The organism is Brevibacillus borstelensis (genome assembly GCF_003710865.1).
Lineage (GTDB): Bacteria > Bacillota > Bacilli > Brevibacillales > Brevibacillaceae > Brevibacillus > Brevibacillus borstelensis.
Genome location: NZ_RHHO01000023.1, coordinates 1 through 23,963, shown reverse-complemented (window position 1 = coordinate 23,963; position 23,963 = coordinate 1). Strand labels below are relative to the sequence as shown.

The 23,963-nt window shown below is 53.3% G+C and carries 18 protein-coding genes; 3 read left to right on the top strand and 15 right to left on the bottom strand.

Annotation, left to right across the window (positions count from 1 at the left end):
* Positions 1–87: 87 nt before the first annotated feature.
* The 6 genes from EDM54_RS11790 to EDM54_RS11765 all read right to left on the bottom strand — a co-directional run bounded on the left by EDM54_RS11790 (position 88) and on the right by EDM54_RS11765 (position 9,278).
* Positions 88–1,392: a hypothetical protein gene (locus EDM54_RS11790; protein ID WP_003386428.1), complete on the bottom strand. Its 1,305-nt coding sequence runs from the start codon at positions 1,390–1,392 to the stop codon at positions 88–90.
* Positions 1,393–1,470: 78 nt separating this feature from the next.
* Complete coding sequence (locus EDM54_RS11785) at positions 1,471–2,478, bottom strand: P1 family peptidase (protein ID WP_051925529.1); 1,008 nt, start codon at positions 2,476–2,478, stop codon at positions 1,471–1,473.
* 532 nt (positions 2,479–3,010) lie between these two features.
* Positions 3,011–3,388 carry a helix-turn-helix domain-containing protein gene (locus tag EDM54_RS11780; RefSeq protein ID WP_024985639.1) on the bottom strand — a complete coding sequence of 126 codons (378 nt, stop codon included), beginning with the start codon at positions 3,386–3,388 and terminating at the stop codon, positions 3,011–3,013.
* Between the two features lie 377 nt (positions 3,389–3,765).
* Positions 3,766–6,351, bottom strand: a complete 2,586-nt coding sequence (locus EDM54_RS11775) for an AAA family ATPase (protein ID WP_122958222.1) — start codon at positions 6,349–6,351, stop codon at positions 3,766–3,768.
* A 4-nt stretch (positions 6,352–6,355) separates the two neighbouring features.
* Positions 6,356–7,621 (bottom strand): methyltransferase domain-containing protein, encoded by a 1,266-nt coding sequence (locus EDM54_RS11770; RefSeq protein ID WP_122958221.1) that lies wholly within the window; start codon positions 7,619–7,621, stop codon positions 6,356–6,358.
* 151 nt (positions 7,622–7,772) lie between these two features.
* Positions 7,773–9,278 carry a TROVE domain-containing protein gene (locus EDM54_RS11765; RefSeq protein WP_122958220.1) on the bottom strand — a complete coding sequence of 502 codons (1,506 nt, stop codon included), beginning with the start codon at positions 9,276–9,278 and terminating at the stop codon, positions 7,773–7,775.
* A 463-nt stretch (positions 9,279–9,741) separates the two neighbouring features.
* Between EDM54_RS11765 and EDM54_RS11760 the strand changes: the two genes are divergently transcribed.
* The 3 genes from EDM54_RS11760 (at position 9,742) to EDM54_RS11750 (ending at position 13,387) form a co-directional block, all read left to right on the top strand.
* Positions 9,742–11,067: a helix-turn-helix transcriptional regulator gene (locus EDM54_RS11760; RefSeq protein ID WP_003386435.1), complete on the top strand. Its 1,326-nt coding sequence runs from the start codon at positions 9,742–9,744 to the stop codon at positions 11,065–11,067.
* Positions 11,042–11,860 (top strand): WYL domain-containing protein, encoded by an 819-nt coding sequence (locus tag EDM54_RS11755; RefSeq protein WP_024985643.1) that lies wholly within the window; start codon positions 11,042–11,044, stop codon positions 11,858–11,860. Before EDM54_RS11760 ends, EDM54_RS11755 begins: the two co-directional genes overlap by 26 nt.
* A gap of 267 nt (positions 11,861–12,127) precedes the next feature.
* Positions 12,128–13,387, top strand: a complete 1,260-nt coding sequence (locus tag EDM54_RS11750; RefSeq protein WP_003386437.1) for an ATP-binding protein — start codon at positions 12,128–12,130, stop codon at positions 13,385–13,387.
* Positions 13,388–13,420: 33 nt separating this feature from the next.
* Here the strand turns inward: EDM54_RS11750 and EDM54_RS11745 are convergent, their stop codons facing one another.
* The 9 genes from EDM54_RS11745 to EDM54_RS11705 form a co-directional block, all read right to left on the bottom strand.
* On the bottom strand, positions 13,421–14,401 hold the full coding sequence (locus EDM54_RS11745) for a 2-hydroxyacid dehydrogenase (RefSeq protein ID WP_122958219.1): 981 nt from the start codon (positions 14,399–14,401) through the stop codon (positions 13,421–13,423).
* 84 nt (positions 14,402–14,485) lie between these two features.
* A complete protein-coding gene (pdxA, locus tag EDM54_RS11740; protein WP_031932757.1) occupies positions 14,486–15,490 on the bottom strand; it encodes a 4-hydroxythreonine-4-phosphate dehydrogenase PdxA in 1,005 nt (334 codons plus the stop codon).
* Positions 15,491–15,523: 33 nt separating this feature from the next.
* Complete coding sequence (locus EDM54_RS11735; RefSeq protein WP_003386440.1) at positions 15,524–16,726, bottom strand: hydroxyacid-oxoacid transhydrogenase; 1,203 nt, start codon at positions 16,724–16,726, stop codon at positions 15,524–15,526.
* A gap of 27 nt (positions 16,727–16,753) precedes the next feature.
* Positions 16,754–18,199 carry an aldehyde dehydrogenase family protein gene (locus EDM54_RS11730; protein ID WP_024985646.1) on the bottom strand — a complete coding sequence of 482 codons (1,446 nt, stop codon included), beginning with the start codon at positions 18,197–18,199 and terminating at the stop codon, positions 16,754–16,756.
* Positions 18,200–18,230: 31 nt separating this feature from the next.
* Positions 18,231–19,499, bottom strand: coding sequence for a nickel pincer cofactor-dependent isomerase, group 22 (locus EDM54_RS11725; protein WP_122958218.1), 1,269 nt, complete (start codon positions 19,497–19,499; stop codon positions 18,231–18,233).
* Between the two features lie 37 nt (positions 19,500–19,536).
* On the bottom strand, positions 19,537–20,811 hold the full coding sequence (locus tag EDM54_RS11720) for a TRAP transporter large permease (protein ID WP_003386444.1): 1,275 nt from the start codon (positions 20,809–20,811) through the stop codon (positions 19,537–19,539).
* 2 nt (positions 20,812–20,813) lie between these two features.
* Entirely contained in the window at positions 20,814–21,329 is a 516-nt protein-coding gene (locus EDM54_RS11715; RefSeq protein WP_003386445.1) for a TRAP transporter small permease, read from the bottom strand.
* 67 nt (positions 21,330–21,396) lie between these two features.
* On the bottom strand, positions 21,397–22,437 hold the full coding sequence (locus EDM54_RS11710; RefSeq protein WP_003386446.1) for a TRAP transporter substrate-binding protein: 1,041 nt from the start codon (positions 22,435–22,437) through the stop codon (positions 21,397–21,399).
* A gap of 4 nt (positions 22,438–22,441) precedes the next feature.
* The gene (locus EDM54_RS11705; RefSeq protein ID WP_003386447.1) at positions 22,442–23,773 is read right to left on the bottom strand and encodes a four-carbon acid sugar kinase family protein; all 1,332 of its coding nucleotides are present in this window, start codon (positions 23,771–23,773) and stop codon (positions 22,442–22,444) included.
* Positions 23,774–23,963 lie beyond the last annotated feature (190 nt).

The following is a 23,963-nucleotide window of genomic DNA, read 5'->3' as shown; positions in this document are numbered from 1 at the left end:
TTGTTCGACTTCTCACAAAACAGCAAGCGCTTTCCGTACAAAAAGCCAGTCCTCTCTTGAGAACTGGCCTGCTCATCTTTTTTATCGCTACTTTTTTAATTGGTATATTTTTTTCGGACGTCCGCGCACAGCCTGAAGCTCTTCTCCCTTATACTCGGCAAGTCCGTATTCGCACAGGCTGCCGATGATCCGCTGGGCATTCCGTACCGTCATCGACAAGTACGTGGCGATGTCTGAAGTCGTGAATGTGCTCCAGCCCATGCGCTGCACCAACGCTTGCAGCTTGTTATAGGTTTTGATGCTGACGTTTGCCTTGTTTAATTTATCCAAAAGCTCCTTGTCATTGGAGCGATAGGCATAAGCGATTTGTTCCGGTTCGCCTGCCGCTTCCACGATGACGCCGTTTTCCTGGACGATCACGATCCCGTATCCGTCCCTGTTTTTTGCATGCTGAACCGCCTTGCGCGCATTGCTTTCGGCGGAAAAAGCGGTCTCGCCAAACCCGATGCCCACTGCGACGGGAACGTCCGCCTCCAGGGAGAGCTGCTGCAAGGTCGCGCGCAGCATGTCAATCTCCCGCTCGATGGCTCCCCGGGAGCTGAAAATCTGGTAGCGGCCGTTGCCGTTTGCCATAAGTGAACCGTCCAGCTTTTCGCACAGCAGCAGCAAAAGCTGCCTGATCTTCAATTCCAGATGCTGTAAATGAAAACGGGCCGTTGATTTTTCCACAATCGTGTCAAACTGCTCAAGTTCAATGATTTCGACACCGATCTGCGTATCCTTGAAGTAGGAGCTCCTCGCTCTTTCGATGACCATCTTCATTGCTTGCCGAATTTCCATCTTGGTCATATAAATGCGGTAGACAGGAACCCCTGCCTCGCGAAGAAGCTCTTCCACGGTCATCAATGTAGTAAAAGCGCCCTGGGTCTTCCCTTCCCTCCAGACCTTCAGATGGAATTGCGCGACTGCCTGCGCGTCATAATGCTCGTCGTAGGTCATCACGTGCGTGTCTTCTTCCGGTATCTGCAGTTCGGACAACTGCTCCTGCAAAAACTGCCCCTCCGACTCGATCATGTCAATCGAGACTCGCTTCACGGCTTCATCCCGGTCGATCGACATTTGAATAAAGCTCCGGTACAGGTTGGAGCCGGTAGGCGGGCAGTAGACCATATTGGCCTCGGGGCTGAGCACATTTTTCGCAATCGTGAACGGAATGGGTCCGGAGAAAAACCATCCGTCAAATTCGTGATTGCGCTCCTGAACAATGCCGCTCACTTCTTTTGCATCCCCGTACGTTATCGGAACAAATTCGATCTCATGTTCAAATTCGTTGGCTACAGCCAGTATCCGCTCGACAGAAGGAGGCGGTCCAACGACACCAATTCTATACATAATTTTCGCTAACCCCTGCCTGATTTAGATGATGTTTCATTTTTTACTATATCAGACAGGAAGTCATAATCTCCATCTCTATTTCCGAAGATCCCGATAGGCCGGGAGCCCTTCTGCCCCTTCCGCCGCTTTGATCGCGTTGACGACCGCTGCGGCAAGCACCTCCGCGGACAATGCTCCCACGAGATTGACAGATGCATCGACACCGCCTGTCGCAACTGCGAAAACCGTATCCCCGTCGCTCATCGTATGTACGGGGAATATCGCTTTGGCCAGTCCATTGTGAGCCATCTGCGCGACTTTATTCGCCTGCGTTTTGTTCAGGTTGGCATTGCTTGCGACCACCGCAATCGTGGTGTTGGTGCCGCTCGGGACAGGCGGAGAGCTCTGCTCGATCATCCAGGAGAGAGCGTCGCGAATCCTGCCGCTGTCGTCACGCGCGCCGGCCAAAATCTCTCCGGTAACGGGGTCGCGCACCTCTCCCACGGCGTTGACGGAGACGACCGCGCCTACGACCAAGCCGTTTGGCAAATGCAGGGATGCGGAGCCAAGCCCGCCTTTCATCGCCCGTTTGCCTCCTGCCAGCTTTCCTACTGTCGCCCCGGTTCCCGCTCCTGCATTTCCTTGCTTGACCGGGTCTTTGCTCGCTTTTTTGGCTGCCTCGTAGCCCATCTTTTGATCGGGCCGCACCTTTGCGCTTCCGAACGATAAATCGAAGATGACCGCTGCCGGAACGATGGGAACGACACCTACCCCCACATTGTGGCCGATGCCCTGCTCCTCCAGATAGCGCATGACGCCGCTCGCAGAATCCAGTCCGTAGGCGCTTCCTCCCGTCAGCACGATGGCGTTTACTTTTTCCACCATGTTGATCGGGTTCAACAGATCGGTTTCCCGTGTGCCGGGGGCTGAGCCGCGTACATCTACGCCGCAAGGGGAGCCCTCTTCCAGCACGACTACGGTACAGCCGGTCATCGCCTTTAGATCTTGCATCTGGCCGACTTTCACACCCGGTACGTCGACGATCGTTCCGCCTGGTTTGATCCATTCACCGATGCCTGCCGCAGCGGCTTTTGCTCCTTCCATTCCCCCCGCCTCCTCGGCCATGACAGAACCGATGGTCAGAAGACTTCCGGGAACAGCCGCAGCCAAGCCAAGCAGGGCTGTTTTGTGGAGAAACTCTCTGCGGGAGACAGATTGGGTTGTCTGTGTTTGCTGCTGTGGGTTGGGTTCTTCTGACGAAGAGAGAGCAGATTCAAAGACATCGACACTAGGAGGGTTTTGCCTGCAGCCAAACTCACGAGGTGAAATATGACTCTGCATCTGGCCGATTTCTTCGGTTGTTAACGGCTTGTCCAACGATTCATTTTTCATGCTGGTCCCACCTTCGTTTTCAGATGTTCTCACAAGCACAAGACAAGTTGCCAGAGTAATTATTTGAATATTCTATCTATTAAATCGTAGCGGAATTTCTTCCCGCAATCAATTGATTTTCCGCAAATAGGGAAAAAGTCGCAGAAAAACCGGAGCTATCGAGGCCATTCAAAAAAGAGGGAGTACGAACACTTTTGTCCTTACTCCCTCGTCCTATCAACTTATAGAAAGATAAAAACGATTCCTAATACTGAAGCAAAGATGATCGTCCCTTCGCCCTATCGTGGAGCCACTCATCCACCGCGCTCTTGGGAAACAAATAGTCCCCTCTGATCTTGATATACGGAAAGTCGGAGCCATGAATGAGCTCCGTCAAATTTTGCTCACTGATCCCCAGGTATTTTCTGACTCTCTTCTGATCCATGACTTCCGGTTCTTCGGCTTGAATCATCTCGTTCACCGTTGCCTCCAGACGAACGACGGCTCCGGCGATTTCAGCGGTGTTGTGCGTTTCCGAATCGCCGTAGGCGGCAATTCCGGTTGCCGCTCTGGCTACGAGCCACGCGCCGATCAGGATAGCTGCGGCCAAAACAAAAATTTCGAGTTTTCCCGTGTTTTTCAAACTGGTTCCTCCTGTACCGACTGTTCCATATTCAGTGCTTCCGACCTTGCCTTCAGGAAAATTTCCATGACTGCAAGAAGACTTCGCTTTTCGTCCTCTGTTCCTTTTGGTCCCCTCCAGTATTCGCTCTAAAAAGACATGCCTCCACCTGGACGGCAGCCTTCCGAATGAGTGAGCGGTTTGCACGAAATGCTATTCACTTGCTCAGTAAATAGACGAAAAAAATGACTTGAAGTCACAGAACTTATTTTTTCGGCTCCCTCTCCTCCTGTTGGTGAATGGAGATAGAGGGAGCCGCTGGATGGGAACGTATGAGAACGGATGGGTCTGCATGAAAACGGGTGGGACCGGCTGGAACGTCACGTCCCCCGTCCTATTCACAGCCGCGGATCGATCTCCTTTTCCTTGGCCGCTTCAAACAACAGATTTGCAACGGCTTCCTTATACGCTTCATTGTCAGACGTGATCTCATGGAACGGAATTGCCAGCATCTTTTGTCCCAGCACGTATTCGTTCATCGATGTCCGCAGCTTTTGACCGATGTTTTTCTGTTTTAGCAGCTTCCTGTACTTGTGAGGGAAACGGTAGTCATACCCGTAGATGATCGACAAGTAGTCAGGATTGCGGACCTTCAGATAGGGAACGGCCCTGCTGGTCGCTTCCTCCGGCTTGATCACGACGCCCTCCATCCGGTTTTCCAGCGTCAATCTGGCGAAGAACCGCTCTGCCCGCTCCACGCTGTCCGGCTCAGCCAGATCGAGCAAGAGGAAGTCGTCATCCGACAGAAAGCTGTACATCTCTGACGTCTTCCAGTCCGGAAGCTGCTCCTGTCCATTCTCCAATACCGCCTTGAGCAAGGAAAACGGCTTGTATTCCAGCTTCCCGTCCCCGGCGTACAGCTCCAGCTGCTGTTTGTACGTGTGGTAGGCGCTCACATGGACGTCCAAGGGAACATGCGTCTCCCAAATGTCGTGCAGATGCTTGTAATTTTGATAGACACTCGCCCCGTATTTTTGACTCAGCTCGCTCTTGGAGCTGCGGAACTGGTCTTGCTCAAATCCGCTGTTCCGGTACTCGTCCACCAGCTTTCCAAAGGCTTCCTCAAAGCCATTTTGCTGCAGAAAGGCAAGTTCGCCCTCCAACGCCTTTTCAATCGGTCTGAACTGCTTTTGAATCAGGCCGTCGCCAATTGCGCTCCAGGGAAGCAGCTCCCCGTCCAGTATGAGCATTTGCAGCCCGTTTTGCTCCATGTAGCCGCCGAATTTTTGCAGCAGCCCCTCGTAAATCTCCGTCAGGTCGACCTGCGTGATTTTATAGCCGTTCCTGCTGACCGCAAAGCACTGGGCGAGCTCCCTGTGCAGATACACATTGCATCTGGAGCCCATGTACTTCGGCTGCAAAACGACGTGCCGAATCCCTTTCCCTTCAAAGTACTGCAGCCCGCGCTTCAAAGACTCCAATTCATTTGCCGCTTCGTCCTTGTCCGCCGGAGACATTGTACCCGATATAAAATTGACCCGGTTTCGCGAGCAGTAATCCAGCCTGCCGATTTCCTCCTCCTGCAATTCGTCGACAGATACCTTTTGCTCCTCCTGGAACAGCAATTGCAATTCTTCGGTCAGGACAGCCCGGCCGGATTTATATGACCGGAAGAACGGTTTGTGTGCAATACTGACGGCGGTCAGGACATTGCCGTGGACGCAGCCTGTATCGATATGCAGCTTGTTTTTGATGCGAAACGCCTGTTTCGCCGCGATGTGTCCAAATACGTGATACGGATGGTTTTTCACCGCTTCCTGCCGCAGAAAGGCAAGCTGGTTTTCCAGCGGTTTTTCCCGATCGATCCGATAATTCCGCTGGCGGCGAACCGAATGGTCGTCCATTTTCCCCAAGTATTTGTTTTTGCACGGCGCATGGGTCACGATGAAAGAAGGGCTGTTTGCCCCGATAAATCTGTAAAACGGCTTTGACAGAGCATGCAGGCATGAAAACTTTTCCAAAAGTTCCGCATCCTGCAAAAACACCTGCGTAGAATCGAAATACGAATGGACGAGCTCCTGGTCGGCTCCCTTTATTTTTCCCCTTACATACTTGTCGACAAAGTTCTCGTGATTCCCCGTGACAAACAGGAAATGCTCCCGGTTCGCGTACAAAAACGCTACAATTTCTCTCGTGTTTTTTCCTTTGTCGAGCCAGTCGCCGACCAAAATGATCTTCGTATCCCGGACCTTCTCCGTAGCGATCAGCTTGCCCGCCTCGATCCGGTAGCCGTAGGCGAGCAATAGTCCTTGCAGCTCCTGTACGCACTCATGGACATCTCCGACGATAATATAGCGCCCATCCGGCGGCAGAATTGTCCCGAGGTACTCTTCCCTGTTTTCGATCACAACCCGGTAGTCGGGATGGACCTTGCCCTCTGCCGGCCGGTAAAAGTCTTTTGCCCGCACCCGATGGATCTTTTCGTATCCTTCCTTTGCCAGCGAGCCGAGGACATCTCTTTTCAACCGGTTAATGTGGCTGGTAATCAGCTTTTTGGACCGCTCGGAAGCGTAGTAATCCTCCCGGTTGCGATAGTCGAACACGACTGCTTCCAGTCTGTAGTGATTCTGGCTGGCAATCTCCTTCACCTTTGCCCGAAAATCGTCGGCCAGTCCCGTCGTATCGAGCACGACGAATTCCGCATTGATCGGGTAGGAGGTCACCGCTCTCAGCTTGTCATACAAGAGCTGAAACGCCTGCTCGCTCGCCTCCAGCATGACTTGGTCGTACTTGTCCAAATCCGCTCCCAGAAGCTCCTGGCGAATGCTGTCCGAGGAGATGTACTGGACATTTGCCCGATAGTTTTTCGTCTCGTCGGCAAACCGCAGACCGGGAATGAGCACTTCCCTGGCAAACGTCGTCTTGCCGCATTCCGTCGGTCCGATCAGCATGAGGATAGTGTGGACTTTCGTTTGAATTTCCATGGATTCAAGCCTCCTTTCTCCTGACAATGACGCCCTGCGTCGTGTGAGTGCCGTTTACCGCGTCGCCGATGTCTACAAATTCCGTGTTTACCCCGACCCCTTTGATCACATTGGAGAACCACTGCTGAAACGCGTCTTTTCCCATCTCCCACTTGTGGTCGTCATGGCGAAATCCATCCAGCTCGTAAAACTGGTTGAAATCTGCATTCGGCGTCGTGATGATAAAGTACTCGAAATCGATATGCCTCAAGATAGACTGAATCAGCTTCCCGGCTTCATCCTCGGCCATATGCTCGATGACCTCTGTCAGGATAACGTCAACTCTCTCTCCGTTGTACACCTCCAGGAAGCGGTCAAGCGAGTCGAATACCGCGATGTTATCGATGTCTTTTGCCTGCGCCTTGCGATTTGCGGAAGCGAGCGCTTCTTTATCCGTATCAATCGCAAAATAGCTGCCTTCTATCTTCCCGGCGAACCGCAGTGCATAAAATCCTTCCCCGCAGCCTACATCGACAATCGACTTGTTGAAGGGCAGCAAACCTTCGATGTAGTTCCGGCGTTGCAGCGCGGTGCTTCCAAATGCAAACCGGATCTCGCAGCCGCCCGTTTTCTCCAGCTCTGCCTTGTATGTTTGAAAACGGTCCCGCGAGGACAGGAAGTTTCGGACAAACAGGCTGCGAATATAAAACGGCGCGTCAATCAGGTTGATGCTCCTCGTGTACTTATCGAGAATGCTGTCGGAAATGTCGATATACTCTTCGCCAAACATGGACAAGAACAGGCACAGCACACTTGTCGTATGCAGCAGATGATGCAGGCTCTTGCGCGTCGTGATGGTCAGCGCATAGCTTTTATGCGCCCGATGCTCGACGGCAAACGCAAACTCCTTGAGATGCTTGGCAAAAAACTCGATATACCGCAGCTTTTCAATATGAATCATGTGGATGTAAAAGGCGTGTTCATAGCCTTCTATGTCCCGCTCGTCATGCACTTTTAACGGTGCTGAAAAAAACTCGTTTATCGCATTTAACGGAAAGAGCGGCGTGTTGTACCGCGACACATTCAAATATTCGAATTGTTCCTGCTCATGCCGTTTGTAGGAAATTTCATTGTCCGCGTCCTTGAAGTACACGTTGAAAGTGGTCGGGTCGGTGTACCAGCCGTACGCCATTCCCTTTCGGATCGACCGGAGCAAAACGCCGGTTTGCGGGTTCTTTTTGATCAGAAAGGAAAACTGCGGGTTTGTAGATTTCAGTTGAACAATAGCCATATAAACCTCCTTTAGGGAAAGTGGATGGTTGCAGCCGCTGGATCGTTTCAGCCACCGGTTCCTTTCCGGCGGCGCCGCCCGTGATACGCAAAAAGGCCACAGACCAAACGTCCATGGCCGAACATCTGCTGTGAACAAATCTGCCTCTACTCTACTTTCCGTCCTCTATCTCCAGCGCTTCTACCTGCTCCGTCATGGAGGCATACCCCTGGAGGGTCTGGGCGATGTAAGCCAGGACGTGATCGCTCCAGCCGTAGATGTAGTAGGTGTCCTTGATTTCCGGCGGAAGCATGGCATGCCGGTACGGAGCAATGTCGACGATAAACGCTTTTGCTTCCGGGTTTATTTTCGAACGGTATTTTTGCAGCTCCAGATAAAAGGGGCTTCCGCTGTTTTGCTGCTCATCGGTTATGATGATGATCTGGTCGACCCGCTTCCGCTCCCGGATCAGCTTCCTCACGGGGGCTCCCGTATCGGTCCCCCCTCTGGCGCGGATTCGCTCCGCCTGGCTCAAGATGCTGTCGTGCCGGGAAGGCTTCGCGTCATGCACATCTGTGTCAAACAGCCAGAACAAGGAGTTCCCTTTCGTTTTTTTGAAAAGCGCCAGTGCGAATACAGAGCCTATCTGCAAATACTCCCCGTCCATCGAGCCTGAGATGTCGAGGAAGATCGCGGTATGCTCGCCCAGCTCGGGAAGATTGTCAAAGGTAAGCTCGACCGCTTCCCTGAGCGCATCGCGAAGCTCGGGATGGTCTACCTGATTGAATGCTTTTGCAAAGCGAAACGGAAGGATTTTTGCTTTTGCCAGCGCCTGGCGGTCAGTCAGCCTTTTCACCGCATAGGCGAGGCTTTCTTTGCTCTCAAACACGCCCGCCCGATCCAGCGCATTCAGATGACGCAGGAGAGCGAATGCCGGCATTTGGTGAAGCAGCGCTTCCCACACGGCCCTGGACGGCTTGATAGCCCCAGTCACCGTTTCATAAGGGAGCCTCCCTGCCTCGATCCAGTGAATCTGCTCCGCCTCCGACTCCGCTTGCTTCAATTTTTCCAATGCTTCCACCTGCGGGATCAGCGTAAGGTTCGTCTCATGTCCGCGCAAATAGCGGAACAGCGCCTGCTGCTTGTCGTCTTTCGGCTTTGGATGCGCGGTGGCGATGATATCACCGAGACTGTAGCCGCGGCCACGGCCGTTGTATTTGAGCGCCCAATACTCCGACACTCCGGCCAAAAAACGGTTGACCTGCCGCTTGACCGCCCTTCCGCCTTCCCCTCGTCCCATGCCTTGCAGGATCGTCAAAAAATCGGACAAATCGGAAGGAATACGAACGACCTGAAGAAACACCTTGGCAAACAGGTCTGGGCGGCAGCCCGACAGGACAGCCAGGCCAAACAACGGCTGCAAGCGCATAAATCCCTCGTTGCGGGCAAAAACGATTGCCTTTGCCATGAACTGCGGGTTTTGCTTGGCCATCTCATGGTGGAGCTGCTGGGCTTCATCCAAAAGCTGTTGTGTATCGGCGTAAAACGTATGTCCCAATGTATTGGTCAACAGCGTCTGCAGGTACTGCTCTTCTGCCGAACGCTTGAATGCGGGGTATCCGTCGCTGTTGTATGTAGCTGGCTTGATTCCGGAGAATACCTTTTTGGCAAAGCTCATGGGTATACCCTCCTTATGCGTAAAAAAGGAAGCGAGGAAAGAGGTGAAAAGGCACCGGCTGCCGCTCTTGGGCAACCTTTCAATACCAATCCCAATCCCATATTTTTCGAAGTAGCCCTTTCAAGCGCCTCGCTTCATCTTATTTATCAAAGGGATCATTGAGGAAAAGGTTGGATAGGTACAGATTGCTCTACCAACTGAGCTATCCTGTACGTGTACAGGAGTTGGACTCGAACCAACGACCGATCGCTTAGAAGGCGAAGTAACCCATCCGAGCGCCTCAATGATCTGATCTTCGCGGGCGCCGCCGTGCGGCGTCGACCTCGCACATTCATCATCGCCTATTTTTATGCCCGCGAACATGGCAAAAGTATTACGACATGAGAGAAACTTTTCCATTTTGACCATTTTTCGCTGTTTGGTAAAATGAGAAAGGACGATTAAGCGGAAACGGGGTATTGCCATGGCGAAAGAGAGCTTTGATAAAGAAATCCAATTCCTGCGAATGCTGGTGCTTACGAGCGGCGCCTACAACCGCCAGCAATTTGCGGAGCGCCTCGGCATCTCCGTCCATACCTTTGACAAGACGCTTCGGCGGCTGAAAGAAATCGTGCAGACGATCCATGCGGAGCTTCCGGAAAAGCAGGGAACGGAATTCGCAGACATGCTCCGCTTCAGCTACTATGAGTCGTCAGACCCGATCCTGTTGTTTTTGTACAGGGCCAAGTCGCTGAAAGAATCGGAAAGCCACCGGCTGTCTCTCATCGTTGCTGCCCTTCAGGAAAAGGCGTTGACAGCTGCAGAGCTGATGGACATTTGCTGCGATGAACTGCCTGCCGATGTTTCTCTTCCCGACGAGAAAACCATTCGCTCCGATTTGAAGTATTTGGAGCAGGTCGGCGTGATCAAAAGGGAGGCTGGCGGACGGCCCTACCGCTATCGTGTATACAACGATCTGGTAGCCCAGCTTACGGACGACGAATTGCTCGATCTGTATGACTTTGTAGATGTGATGGCAAACACCCAGGTTCCTTCCGTACAGGGGTACCTGCTGCGGGACACCTTGAAGAAAGCGCTGAAGCAAAAAGAGCTTCCTCTTGCTGTCACCGATTCATTTTTGTACAAATATCACTACTACTCGCGCATTTTGGACGAGGCGCACTTGTTTCCCCTGTTCCAGGCAATCCGTCTCCGCCGGAAGGTCAGATTTCTTTACTTTTCTCCTAAAACGGGAAAAAGCTATGCTTCCCAAAATACGAATCCCCTCTTTGAAAGGGAGACAGAAGGCAGAGAAGAGCACGTCCTGCCCTTGAAGGTGGTGTATGACCATCAATATGGCCGTTGGTACCTTCTCGGGAATAACTACCGCCAGGGGATCATGAAATACAGAGTGGAAGGACTGACGCAGGTCGAGGAGAGCGAAGAGGTGCCGGAAGCGGAGTTTGCGCAAAAGCTCGCTCAACTGGAGGCGAGAACACGCTTGAGCTGGCTCGTCGACACGGGTGCGCCGGTAAAGGTCAAGGTCCGCTTTTTCAGACCGGACAAACAGCAGCCGGATTTCGTCAAGGAGCGGGTCCTGCTCCAGGGGCAATGGGGCACGATTACCGAGGAAAACGATGACTGGTTTATTTACGAGATCACGGTGAACGGGACAACGGAGATCAAGCCCTGGCTCCGCAGCTTCGGTTCGAGCTGCGAGGTTCTTGAGCCTGTGCGGCTGCGGCGGGAGTTTATTGCGGAGTGGAAGGAGATTCAGTCCTATTATGAACCTTTTCGAGAAAATCTTTAATTATCAGCTCATTTCCCGTCTGGACGAATACGGGACTTTGCCCATCACTGCCCATGAGCGATCCTGGCTGAAAGCAATGCTGGCCCACCCGTCGGCAGAAGCGGCTTTTGCCCCGGAAACGCGAACCAAATTGCAATCCCTTCTGGAGCCGGTAGAGACGGTTGCCTTCACGGAAAGCCTTGGAGAAAAGGCAAAAAGCAAGGAGCGGCACGTCTACCACCCTCTTCTCAGACTGCTTCGGCGCATTCTGGCAAAGAATCAGGGAATCCGCATGACGTACCGGACAAAAAACGGCCGGGTAAACACGGGACATAAGGGCCTTCCTTATAAGCTGGAGTATTCGATGGTCAAAAAGGAATGGTATCTGCTCTGGTATCATTTCCGCTATCAAGCCTATATGTCGACCAGGCTGCAAAGCATCGTTTCTGTCAGCGAGGAGCCGGTAGATCCAGGCGAGGCAGCTGAGATCAGAGAGAGAATCGAAGCCACTCTGGAGGCGCGCAAGGAAACGGCTGTCATCGAGGTCGTCCGTTCGTACAACCGGGAGCTGTCGAGGATATTGTACGCCTTCTCCTGTTTCGAAAAGGAAGTGGAGTATCTGGATCAGACGAATACGTACCGGATCAGGCTTACTTTTCTCGCTGACGACAGCGAATACATTTTGTCCAAGCTTCGCTTCCTGGGCAAGCGGGTCCGCGTCATGGAAGGAGAGCGTCTAAAGCAGCGAATGTATGAGTCCGCGGTCAAGGCACTTTCCCGGTACGGGATCGAATCAGTGGATCCGCTTTTCTAACAGTTGTTTACAAGTCAAACATCTGTCAGCACTAAAAAAGAGATTTGCACCATGTCGAGCCATAAAACAAATAGCCAGTTGAGACGCTCCCGCCGGGAAAGGGGGAAATGGACTCACCTGGCTTTTTTCCTTGTTCATTGTTCATTTGCATTTCTCCTTAACCGCAATCAGCGCAAGGAATCAACAGGGGGGACCTCGAAGGGTTTAGGGAAGAAATGTCGAAATAGTAAGAAATATACAACGGACAATCTGTGATGGGGATGCTAAATGAGTCTATTAAAAGAGATTATCCTGCAAATCTTCTTCGCTTTAATCCCTTTTGTCGCATTTAATATCTACTACCGCGATAAAATCAGAAACTACAGCCAGACTTTTATTCTCCTCACGAGTTCACTCTGTCTGTTTCTCGCCATGACCTTTGCATCCAATGTCGTAGACGGAGTCATCTTCGATATTCGCTACGTCATCATGTTTTTTGGACTGGTTTACGGCGGTGTCCAAACAGGCATTATCCTTCTCGTCGAATTTGTCATTTACCGGTTGTACCTAGGCGGGGAAGGAATGCCGGTCGCGATGATCATCTTGGCCTGCACCTTCTCTTTATCCCTTCTCTTTTACAAATTGTACAAAGCGAATTACCGCAGAACGTTTGTTACCTTTCTGGCGGGAATTGCCTTTTCGGTTATTCCCTTGGTGCTTACGTACTCCTTTTTTCCGAACGACGTGAAGGAGCACCTCGCCTACCACCTGATCGTCATACCGATGCAAAACTCGCTCGGCACGTGGCTCCTGCTTACTTTGTTTGGAAAATCCGTAGCAGATAAAGAAATGTTCATCAGGCACGCTCAAAACGAGAAAATCGAAACAATGAGCCATGTGGCGGCCTCCCTCGCTCACGAGGTGCGAAATCCGCTGACAGCGGTTAAAGGCTTTTTAAAACTGATTCAAGAAGACCATAAACATCTGCCCAAGCTTGAACAGTACATCAACATCTGCCTCGGCGAGGTTCAAAGGACCGAGCTCATTCTCTCGGAGTATCTCTCCATTTCCAAACCGTTGACCGCCCGCCATGAGGTAATCAACTTCTCTGAGCAGCTTTACGTGATTCGGGAGGTGATGTCTCCGTACGCCAACATGCACAATGTCGAGCTGGAGGTCCATGCTCCCGACAGTCCGGTACCTGTTCTGGCAAATCCGGACGAAATCAAGCAGGTGCTGGTTAACTTCATTAAAAATGCGGTCGAAGCGTGCTCGGAGGTCTCCGACGCAAAAGTGATCCTCAGGCTGTCGTCCGAGGAGGACCGCGTCGTTCTGAAGATCAAAGACAACGGCATCGGCATGACTGAAAGCCAGATGAAACGGCTCGGCTCCATTTATTTTTCCACGAAGTCAAACGGTACCGGACTCGGGCTTACGTATTCCTATCAAGTGATACACGCCATGGGCGGGACGGTGACAGTGGCAAGCAAGCCTGGAGCAGGAACGAAGTTTACGCTCATTTTTCCCGAAGCCGAGCAAGTCGGTTGACCCTGATCGCACATGGGAGGGACTTCTATTTATCTACCTTCCATATATTTCGCTGTTCACTGTATGCAGCAACCGGTCCCCGGACAAACCGCGCAAAATGTTTTCCGCCGTCATCATCGCCATTTTTGTTCTCGTCGCGATGCTGGCGCTGCCAATATGCGGGGCAACCACTACATTGTCCAGCTCCAATAGCGGATGGCCCGTACTGATCGGTTCAGTCTGAAAAACGTCCAGTCCGGCCGCCCAGATCCGCTTCTCCTTCAACGCTTTATACAAGGCTTCCTCGTCCACGTTTGTGCCACGCGACGTGTTGATGAAAATCGCGCTGCGCTTCATCAGCGAAAACTCCCGCTCTCCCATCAGCCTTCGCGTGTCTTTTGTCGCCGGGGCCATCAGGATGACGTAATCCGACTCCAGCAGCAATTCTTCCAGTTCACAGTACCGGGACCCCAGCTTTGCTTCCGCCTCCGGCTTGCGGCTGCGGTTGTGATACAAAATGGACATGTCAAAGCCTTTGGCGCGTCTGGCTACCGCTTCGCCGATCCGCCCCATGCCGATGATCCCGATCGTTGCCCCCCATACGTCTTGTCCGGTCAACAGCATCGGGGACCAGCTCTTCCACCTGCCCTCCCGCACGAACCGGTCGGCCTCCGGTATGCGTCGGGCCGTTGCCATCAGCAGCGAAAACGTAAGGTCGGCGGTCGTTTCCGTCAAAACGCCAGGGGTGTGGCCGACGGGAATGCCGCGCCTGGTCGCCTCCGCCACATCAATGTTGTCATAGCCTACCGCCATCGTCGCGACCACGCGCAAGAACGGAGATGCATCGAATACCGCCCGATTGATCGAATCGGATACATTGGTGAAGATCGCTGCCGCGTCTTGTACTTCCCCCAGCAGCACGTCTTGCGGTATTTGCTCTTCCTCAGAATCCCACATGTATACCTCAGCTCGTGCTTGCAGCAGTTCAAGCGCTGGCTGGGGAATTTTTCTCGTTATCACAATTTTGTCTTTCACCGTACATTCCACCTCCGGTATGGAAAGAGACAGCAGGGTCATCTCGACTGCTGTCTCGTTTGGTGCATTATCTGCTTCCTCACTTTATACGCGCTTCGGCGCCAATTCGATCGCCTGCCGAAGCGCTTCTTTCAAACTGAGCTCATCGGCAATGCCTTTTCCGGCGATGTCAAAGGCAGTCCCGTGATCCACGCTGGTACGGATAATCGGCAGGCCGACTGTAATGTTCACGCCCGCCTCCAATCCAAGCACCTTTACCGGACCATGGCCCTGATCGTGGTACATCGCCACCACGATGTCGAAATCGCCGCGCACCGTCCGGAAAAACAGCGTATCCGCAGGCAGCGGCCCCACCGCCTGGATGCCTTCTTGCTGGGCCTTTTCCACAGCGGGAACAATTTTTTCCTCCTCCTCGCCGTAGCCGAACAAGCCGTTCTCCCCCGCATGCGGATTGATGCCGCAGACACAGATGCGCGGCTGGGCATAGCCTGCTTTTTGCAGTGTCTCATGGGCCAGCTTGATCACCTTGTAAACACGTTCTGCATTGATCTTTTTCACCGCGTCGATCAGTCCGATGTGCGTGGTCACGTGAATCACTTTCAGCTTCGGTGCGGAGAGCATCATGGAGTAATCTTCCGTCCCCGTCAATTCCGCCAAAATTTCGGTATGACCCGGATAAAGATGACCGCCCTTGTGCAATGCCTCCTTGTTTAACGGCGCCGTGCAAATCGCATCGATCAGTTTCTCATTTGCAAGCGAAATGGCCTTTTCCAGATAGCGAAAGGCAGCGTTGCCAGCCTCCGCCGAAACAACTCCGAACGGAAGATCGTGAGGCAGCAGATCCAAATCCAGACATTCGACAATGCCCGGTTCAAACGCGGCTTTCTCAATAGATGAGATCGAGCGCACGACGAGGTCCGAGCCTACGACTCCTTTGACACGCTCCAGCATTTTCGCGTCGCCGATCACGAATGGACGGCACGCATCGTAAATCGCTCGATCCCGGAGCGCCTTCATGATGATTTCCGGACCTACCCCGGCAGCATCCCCCATCGTGATCGCGATAATCGGCTTGTTGTTGATCGTCATAGCCGTTTTCCTCCGTTCTTTCAAAAGTCGCCGCTACAGCGCTTTGCGCAGAAGCTCTTCCAGGCTTTTCTGGGTTGGCACACGGGGGTTGTTGCGGATCAGCCGGTTGATGCCGAGCGATTTGCTGGCGATCTCGGCCAGATCCTCTTCTTTAATGCCGATCTGGGAAAGGCGGGTCGGCAATCCGATCGCTTCGACCAGCTTGAATACTTCCTGCCAGGCCACCTCTGCCAACTCCTTTTCCGTCTTGCCTGCCGGGTTCACCCCGAACGCCAGCGCGATTTTGGCCATTTTTTCCTGTTCCACGTCTGTGTTGTACGCCATGACATAAGGCAGGAGCAATCCGGTCACTTCACCATGCGGCGATTTGACCAAGCCGCCGATCGGATATGCCAGCGCGTGGGCAGCCGCTGTTCCCGCATTGGAGAAGGCCATGCCGGCAAGCAGGCTGCCGAGCAGCATGTTTCCGCGTGCCTCCAGATTGCTGCCTTGCTGAACCGCCAGGACGAGATTTTTCGCGATCAGTTCGATGGCTTTATACGCCAGTGCGTCGGCAAGCGGCAGCGATCCCTGGAACAGCAATTCGCCTTCCGCCCGAATGTAGCGAAAATCCTTCGCCGTATACGCTTCGATTGCATGCGAAAGCGCGTCGATGCCAGAGCAGGCAGTCACGTACGGAGGCAGGCCGACGGTCAGCTCGGGGTCGAGCAAAGCTACCGCTGGGCGCAAATAGTTGTCCGAAATGCCGATTTTCAGATTGTTTTCCAGGTCAGCCAATACGGCAACGGAAGTCACTTCCGAACCGGTCCCCGCTGTAGTCGGGATCGCGATCAATGGAGCGATGGGGCCGGGCACGCGGTGCTCGCCAAAGTAATCGGACGGATGTCCGCCATGGGCCATCAGCAGCGCTACCACTTTGGCCAAGTCGATGCTGCTCCCGCCGCCCAGACCGATAATCGCGTCCGTATCCATATGCGCCTTGGCAAATTCATAGCAATCGATCGCCGTTTGGATCGGCGGTTCCGGAACAGCCTGATCGTAAACGACCACCTGATACTGCGCTTCTTCCAACAGACGGAGCACCTTATCGGCGATCCCCGCCCCCTTGATGCCGGGGTCTGTGATCAAAAAAACATTTTTCGCTTTGATCCGCTGCAAAATCTTGTCCAGCTCGCGAATCGAGCCATTCCCGTATACGATCCGCTCTGTAGAAAAGAACTCCCATGTATGTCTCATACCCGCTTCTCTCCTCTTCCCTGTCGATTAAGACAGATTGATCACGACAACCCGCTCTTCCGTCATTTCCTCCACTGCCCAGCGCGGGCCCTCCTTGCCGATGCCACTGTCTTTCACTCCGCCGTATGGCATCACGTCAGCACGGTATGTCGATACGTCGTTGATGATGACTCCGCCGAACTCCAGTTCATGGACAGCGCGCATCGCCAGCTGCAGGTTGGCTGTAAACAGACCGACCTGCAGTCCAAGTCTGCTGTCGTTTGCCTGGCGGAACGCATCCTCGATGTCGTCGAACGGAATGATGCTGATTACCGGAGCAAATACCTCCTGGCAGACCACTTTCATCTCAGGCGTTACATCCACCAGTACGGTCGGGTAAAGAACCGCTCCTTCCCGCTTTCCTCCGCATGCCGCTTTTGCCCCTTGTGCGATGGCTTCGCTGATCCACGCTTCTGCCCTTTTCGCCTCTTTTTCCGAAATCATCGGACCGACATCTGTCGCCGGATCGGTCGGATCCCCCACCTTGAGCGAGTGAGCGACCTTGACCGCCTGCTCCACGAAGCTGTCGTACACGTCGCGGTGCACGTAAACGCGCTGAACGGATATGCAGGCTTGCCCGGCGTTCGAAAAGCCGCGTGTGACGCACAATTCGGCTGCCTTGCCAAGGTCTGGCGCATCCCGGTGGACGATGTTGGGCGAGTTGTTACCCAGCTCCAGCGTGACCCGGCGGATGCCCGTCGTACTCTTGATGTGGCGTCCCACACCAGGACTGCCTGTAAAGGTAAACATCGCGATGCGCTCGTCCTCCAGCAAATATTGACCCGTTTCCGGACCAAATCCGTTCACCACGTTGAGAAAGCCCGCCGGGAGCCCTGCTTCTTCCAGAATTTCGGCCAGCTTCATGGCGATGATCGGCGTCATTTCCGCCGGCTTCAGCACAATCGTATTGCCCGCCGCAAGAGCAGGGCCGACCTTGTGCACCGTCAGGTTGAACGGGAAGTTGAACGGAGTGATGGCTCCGATCACCCCCACCGGTACCCGAACGGTAAAGGCCATCTTGTTTTCATTTCCCGGCTGGCCGAGCGGAACGCCTTGCCCAGCGATTCGCTTCGCCTCCTCCGCAGAAGCGATCAACGTCTGAATGCCGCGATCGATCTCTCCCCGCGCGTCTTTGAGGACCTTGCCTACTTCCGCGACCAGAATCAGGGCCAGCTCCTCCCTGCGCTCTTTGATGATGTCCGCCGCGCGCATGAGAATTTCATAGCGCTCCACCGGACTCAGCTTTTTCGTATGAAAGGTATGAAGAGCACTCGTTACCGCTTTCTCCACGTCTTCCTTTGACGCTTTGCTGACACGAGCAAGCTCTTCTCCCGTATATTTGTTCATCACGGCGAACATATCATCATTTACTTGCCATTTCCCGTCAATATAGTTTCCGTACACGGTGGTGCCTTTTCCAGTCTGTGCTTGCATGGCGTACACTCCTCTCTTTTTTTGCTTGATCTTACGGATGGTGCTGCATTTTTGGCAGGTAGCCCTGATCGTCAAACTCCAGCTCCGCCAATTCTCCCACCACTTCCACATGCGGCAATTCGGTCACTTCCGGCAGCAGCGCCTCCGATACGTAGAGGTACTCCAGATGAAGTGTACTCGGAATCCGCATGATGCGAGCTTTTTCCGGCTCTACGCCCCAGTTGGCGCGCAGCGCTGCAGCTAACGCTGCCCGGTCGCTTTCGAGCACGATCGGAATGCTCGCCCGGGCAAGGAATGTGCTGGTGATGACATTCTCATTCATCGCTTTGAAGTCAAGCTTGTCAAAGAAACGCTGCGTGGTCAGATCAGCCAGGCCGATGCCAAGCCCATTGCCGTGCGACGCCTCGGAAAGATCGCTGGCGATGATGTACTTGATGCGCGGCGACTGGGGTTCAGGCGTCCCCTGAATCCGCAGCCTGCCGATGATATTCGTGTCCATTCCCGTGCCGCTGTAGTTCTTGCCCACTTCATCCACGATCAAAATGTCGATCTCTTCTGCGGGCAGCTTTGGCATCAAGGCCGCTGACTCTGCCAAAAGCTCCCGCTCCCTGGCTTCAATCTGTGCCGTCGGGATCGCTTCGATCAGCGCCGTCTGTTCAAACGCATTTTCCACGATGGCGATGCCGCAAAGAATCTTTGTACGGGCCAGCATGACCCGCGCCACTTTGGGCATGATGTCGCGGATGCCTGTCACCCCGTGACTGTGGATCAGCAAGGCTTGCTTGTGTTTTCCAAGCCCGATGGCGGCCATTTTCATCAATCCGCTTTCAATGCCGATCGGCGATTTGAAATCGGTATGCACCTTTACCCGCCCCATCAGGATGATCCCGTCCGCTGCCAGAGCGTTCTTGTCCACGTAAACCGGCATGCCCTCTTCTGTCTGGCCGATCTGCTCCACTTCCATCGAAGAACGGATCGGCGCTCCGCAAAAGGCCTCCGTTATCCCCAGGCTCTCCAGCACTTCCACCTGTCCTTTTGCCGTCGCGCCTCCATGGCTGCCCATCGTCGGCACGATGAACGGTTCAGCTCCCATCTGCCTGAGCTCGCGGACGACAGCCCGGATGATCAAATGGATGTTGGCAATGCCCCGGCTGCCCGCTGTAATGGCTACCTGCATCCCCGGCTTGACATTCTGCTTCAGCCCTGCGCTGTCGAGCTGCTTGCTGACGGTTCCGTCAATGTCCGCAACGACTGGTCCCGTGAATCGTTGTCTGATTTTGATCATTTTTGGAAAGTTCATGGTACAAATATGCGCCTCCCGCTTTGAACTTACGTCGTTATTTCAACAAGCTCGGCAACCAAGTGGAGATCGCCGGTACATAGGTGATGATCAGAATGTCGACGATCAGCATGATAAAGAACGGAATGAGCGCTTTCGTCAGCTCCTCCAGCTTGATCCCGGCGATCTGGCAGGCGACAAACAAGTTCACTCCTACCGGCGGCGTTACCATCCCCATCGCCAGATTGACGATCATGATCATGCCGAAGTGAACCGGATCAATGCCAAGCTGAACGGCGATTGGCGTCAACAGCGGCGCCAGAATGATGATTGAAGCAGACGTTTCAAAGAACATGCCGACAAAGATCAGCAGCAAATTGATCAAGGCCAGGAAGATAATCGGATTGTCGGAAAAAGCGGTAAACGCGGCGGCAATTTTTTGCGGCACCTGTTCGCGCGTCAAAATCCAACCGAACATTCCTGCCGCGGAAATGATAATCATGATGATCGACGTCGTAATTGCCGACTTGGAGAAAATCTCCACCAATTGCTTCCATTTGACTTCACGGTACACAAACACGCCGACGATCAATGCATACAGGACGGCGATCACTGCCGCTTCTGTCGGTGTAAAGAACCCCCCGTAAATTCCGCCCAGGATAATGACCGGCATCAACAGGGCAAGCAGCGCTTCTTTGAACGCTTGCCAGCGATGCGACCAGGTAATGCCCGTCTCGCCTTTGTAGCCGCGCCGCTTGGAAATGTACCAGCATACGAGAATGAGCGAGCCGCCGATCATGATCCCAGGAAGGAATCCCGCGATAAACAGATCGCCGATGGACACTCCAGCGGAAATACCGAACAAGATCATCGGAATGGACGGGGGAATAATGACCCCCAGCTCTCCGGATACAGCCTGTGTCGCTCCGGCAAAGCGGATGTCGTATCCCTTCTTCACCATCGCCGGAATCAGGATCGAGCCGATCGCAGCAGTAGTCGCCGCGCTGGAACCGGAGATCGCGGAGAAAAACATGGCCGTCACGACCGTTACCACTGCGAGGCCTCCCGTCATTCCCCCTGCCAGCGAATTGGCAAAGTTGACGAGCCTGCGGGAAATACCCCCCGACTCCATCAGCGAACCGGCGAGGATGAAGAAGGGAATCGCCATCAGCGGAAACGAATCGAGTGCGGCAAACATCCGCTGGATCAAAACGATGAGCGGCATCGATCCGTCGTTCATAAAAGCGACCGTGGAAGCAAGGCCGATAGACAGAGCGACCGGCACGCTCAAAAGGAGCAGCACCAATAGCGAAATCATCATGACAGCTGCCATCGTTATTCAGCTCCTTTGAAAAATTCGCGGTTCATTTTTCCGGTGACCACCTCGATCAGAACCGCTATCGAATTTAGCAACATGAACACTCCGCCAATCGGCAGCGATGCATACGGAATGGTCATGGGGATTTTCAAACCTGGGGAAAGCTGTTTTCCAACATGGGCAAGCATTTGAAAACCATACACGATTAAGACGACGAAAAAGACCATGGAAACGAGCAATACAATGATACGAAGCACCTTTTGCAAGTGGGCGGGAAGGCGTTCTGCGATTGCCTCCACTCCAATCAATGCACTGTAGCGAACAGCCAGAGATGTTCCAATCAACACAAGCCAAATCATTGCGTAGCGAGCGAGTTCCTCCGTCCAACGGGGGATATCGATATTGATATAACCGCTCAGCAAGCGCGCAACCACCTGGTATACGATCAATGCCGTCATCACGGCCAGAAGCAATGCAATTGCGTAACGCAACACCTTGTTTACACCGTCAATCGCTTTTACTATCGCCTGCAAAAGACTTCACCCCACCTTATGAATCGGCGGATAGGTCCCCCTATCCGCCTCCATCAATCTCCAGACCTTACTGAGTATTGCGAATTTTCTCGATCAGCTCTTTGCCGAATTGCGGTTCGTATTTTTCGTAAACGGGTTTCACCGCGTCAACAAACGGCTGCAGGTCCGGATTTTCCACGATTTCCATGCCTTTGGACTTCAGCTCGCTCAAGTACTGCTTCTCCATCTCGGCCACGGTTTCACGCTCGAATTTCCCTGCTTCCAGCGCCGCTTCTTCAATCGCCTTTTGCTGTTCTGGCGAAAGCGCATCGAATTTGGCCTGCGACATCATCAGGATCGAAGGAGAGTAGAAGTGGCGAGTCAGGGACAGGTGCTTTTGCACTTCGTAGAAACGGGAGGTCATGATAACCGGAATCGGGTTCTCTTCCGCATCAATCGTTCCTTGCTGCAGAGCCGTAAACAGCTCGGTGAAAGCCATCGGCGTCGGCTGTGCGCCCATCGCCTTGAAGGAATCCATGTGGATGTCGTTTTCCATCGTACGGATCTTGAAGCCCTTCAAATCCTCTGGCTTCGTGACCGGATGGGCGTTGTTGGTGACGTGGCGAAACCCGTTTTCCCACCAAGCAAGCGCTTTCACACCCATGCTGCTTTCAACCTTCGCCAGCAAATCGGTTCCCACTTCACCATCCAGCACTTTGTGTGCATGATCAGCGTCGCGGAACAGGAACGGCAGGTCCACAACCGTTACTTCCTGTACAAAACCGCTCATCGGACCAGTCGAAGAAAGGACCATGTCAATGGAGCCGACATTCAGACCCTCGATCATGTCGCGCTCTCCGCCAAGCGCACCGTTCGGGAAGGTTTCAATCTTGACGGAGCCATTGGTTTTGCTCTCTACCAGTTCTTTGAACTTCTCCAGACCCACCTGGTAGTGGGATGTGTCGGCCAGCGTGTGACCTACCTTCAAAGTGACTGCTTCACCCGAAGCGGCTGCTTGCTGTCCGCCGGCATTTCCGCTGTCAGCAGGTTTTGCCTCGCTGCCTCCGCCGCCACATGCGGTCAAAAGAACCATAGTCGAGACGACCAGCGTGCTAAACATTTTTTTCATTCTTCTATTCCCCCTCTATCAAAGTCGTTTTGTATATTTTTTCCACGGCATGCACCAAGGAAAAACGATTGCCAAATGCTCCTGCCTTGGTCACGACAGGCAGCTTGTCCGCCAAACCGCCGATGATGACGGAAAGCGGAATGCCTTCTTCCACTTCACTTACGATTTGCAGTGCTTCTACACCCAGGTGCAGGCAGGTACGGTAGGCAATATCGCCGCCGGTGAGAACAAATCCGCTCAGCATGCGCCTGGCAAACACGCTTTTCCCCACTTCTCCCAGGAAATCCGCGATCGCGTTGCCGACTGCAAAACCGCTTTCTCCCGTGCGTTCCATCCACTCTGCAACTGCCCTTCGCATGCTTTCGGAAGAATCTGTACTCAGTACGGGCACAAGCTGATCGTCAATGCTTGATACGATCTCTGCTTCTACCCGCATCCTTTCCTGATAAGCAGTCTCTTCGTTTAATAGAGCCAGCGGATCGGCCGTCACGATGCGGAACTTCGGCAAGCCCCTCAGTACCTCAATCTGCTCCGCCGTAATAGCGCTTACACTTCCGGCAATCACGAAAACAGGAGCATCAATCGCAACGCTTTCCCCTTTGTCTGTAAATTGAAGCGGTTTCAAATTTCCTCGGGGGGCAAGCTCATTGGATAATGCATCGGCAAGCCCCGCAGAGCCCACCCACAGCACGCGCTTACCGGAAGCAACCAGTGCTTCTGTCGCCTTTTGCATATCCGACTGGTCAAAGGCGTCAAAAACGATCAGCCGCAAGCCCGCTGCATGTTGACTGTTGATTGCAGCAACCAGCCTGTCGCGATCGCCGCGAACCGTTCTTACATCGATATGTCCCACCGCCCGGCTCGTTTGTTTGCCCAAAAGAGTCGGCAGATGCGATTCATTCACAGGCGATTTTGGGTCGCGGGCGAACTCGGTGTCTTCGAGCAAAACCTGGTTGACCAAGTGATAACCGCCGATCGTCGTCCGGTTGTTGGCCGGATACGCCGGAATAATCGCCGCCAGATCGAACGGCCCGTCATCCATGAGTGCGTTGATTTCAATCCCCACATTCCCGCGCAGGGTTGAATCGATCTTCTTGTAGACGCAGGGAATGGTATGGAGATGCAAATGTGCCGCCATTTCCTTGTTTTTTGCATATGCCTCCGCCGGATCAAGCGACCTGGTCTCCGCGTTGATAATCCAGACGTCAGCTGCTTGTCCGCTTTGACGCTTTGACGGATCAAACAGCGATACAGTCCGAAAGCCTTTCTTTGCAAACTGCACACCCGTATCGTTTGCTCCGGTCAAATCGTCCGCGATAACGACTATCCTAGCCAATCAAACAATCACCTCTTTGCTGCATGGCACCCGTTCGAGCCGATCACCTCTTCAGCACCTCGCACAACTTCATGTGTTGCATAATTAAAATACACGAATTAGTTGCAAAATTCAATACTAATTTTTTCGATTCTTCGATTCATTTTGCAACATTTTAAGAAAACTGATGATTGTAGAGTAGAGAACTGAA

Coding starts and splice junctions, on each gene's coding strand:
- EDM54_RS11755 (WP_024985643.1), top strand. CDS start 11,042: ATGAACCTTTTCGAGAAAATCTTTAATTATCAGCTCATTTCCCGTCTG.
- EDM54_RS11760 (WP_003386435.1), top strand. CDS start 9,742: ATGGCGAAAGAGAGCTTTGATAAAGAAATCCAATTCCTGCGAATGCTG.
- EDM54_RS11770 (WP_122958221.1), bottom strand. CDS start 7,621: ATGGCTATTGTTCAACTGAAATCTACAAACCCGCAGTTTTCCTTTCTG.
- EDM54_RS11735 (WP_003386440.1), bottom strand. CDS start 16,726: ATGAGACATACATGGGAGTTCTTTTCTACAGAGCGGATCGTATACGGG.
- EDM54_RS11710 (WP_003386446.1), bottom strand. CDS start 22,437: ATGAAAAAAATGTTTAGCACGCTGGTCGTCTCGACTATGGTTCTTTTG.
- EDM54_RS11720 (WP_003386444.1), bottom strand. CDS start 20,811: ATGGCAGCTGTCATGATGATTTCGCTATTGGTGCTGCTCCTTTTGAGC.
- EDM54_RS11725 (WP_122958218.1), bottom strand. CDS start 19,499: ATGAACTTTCCAAAAATGATCAAAATCAGACAACGATTCACGGGACCA.
- EDM54_RS11775 (WP_122958222.1), bottom strand. CDS start 6,351: ATGGAAATTCAAACGAAAGTCCACACTATCCTCATGCTGATCGGACCG.
- EDM54_RS11790 (WP_003386428.1), bottom strand. CDS start 1,392: ATGTATAGAATTGGTGTCGTTGGACCGCCTCCTTCTGTCGAGCGGATA.
- EDM54_RS11785 (WP_051925529.1), bottom strand. CDS start 2,478: ATGGAAGGAGCAAAAGCCGCTGCGGCAGGCATCGGTGAATGGATCAAA.
- pdxA (WP_031932757.1), bottom strand. CDS start 15,490: ATGACGATCAACAACAAGCCGATTATCGCGATCACGATGGGGGATGCT.
- EDM54_RS11750 (WP_003386437.1), top strand. CDS start 12,128: ATGAGTCTATTAAAAGAGATTATCCTGCAAATCTTCTTCGCTTTAATC.
- EDM54_RS11765 (WP_122958220.1), bottom strand. CDS start 9,278: ATGAGCTTTGCCAAAAAGGTATTCTCCGGAATCAAGCCAGCTACATAC.
- EDM54_RS11730 (WP_024985646.1), bottom strand. CDS start 18,199: ATGCAAGCACAGACTGGAAAAGGCACCACCGTGTACGGAAACTATATT.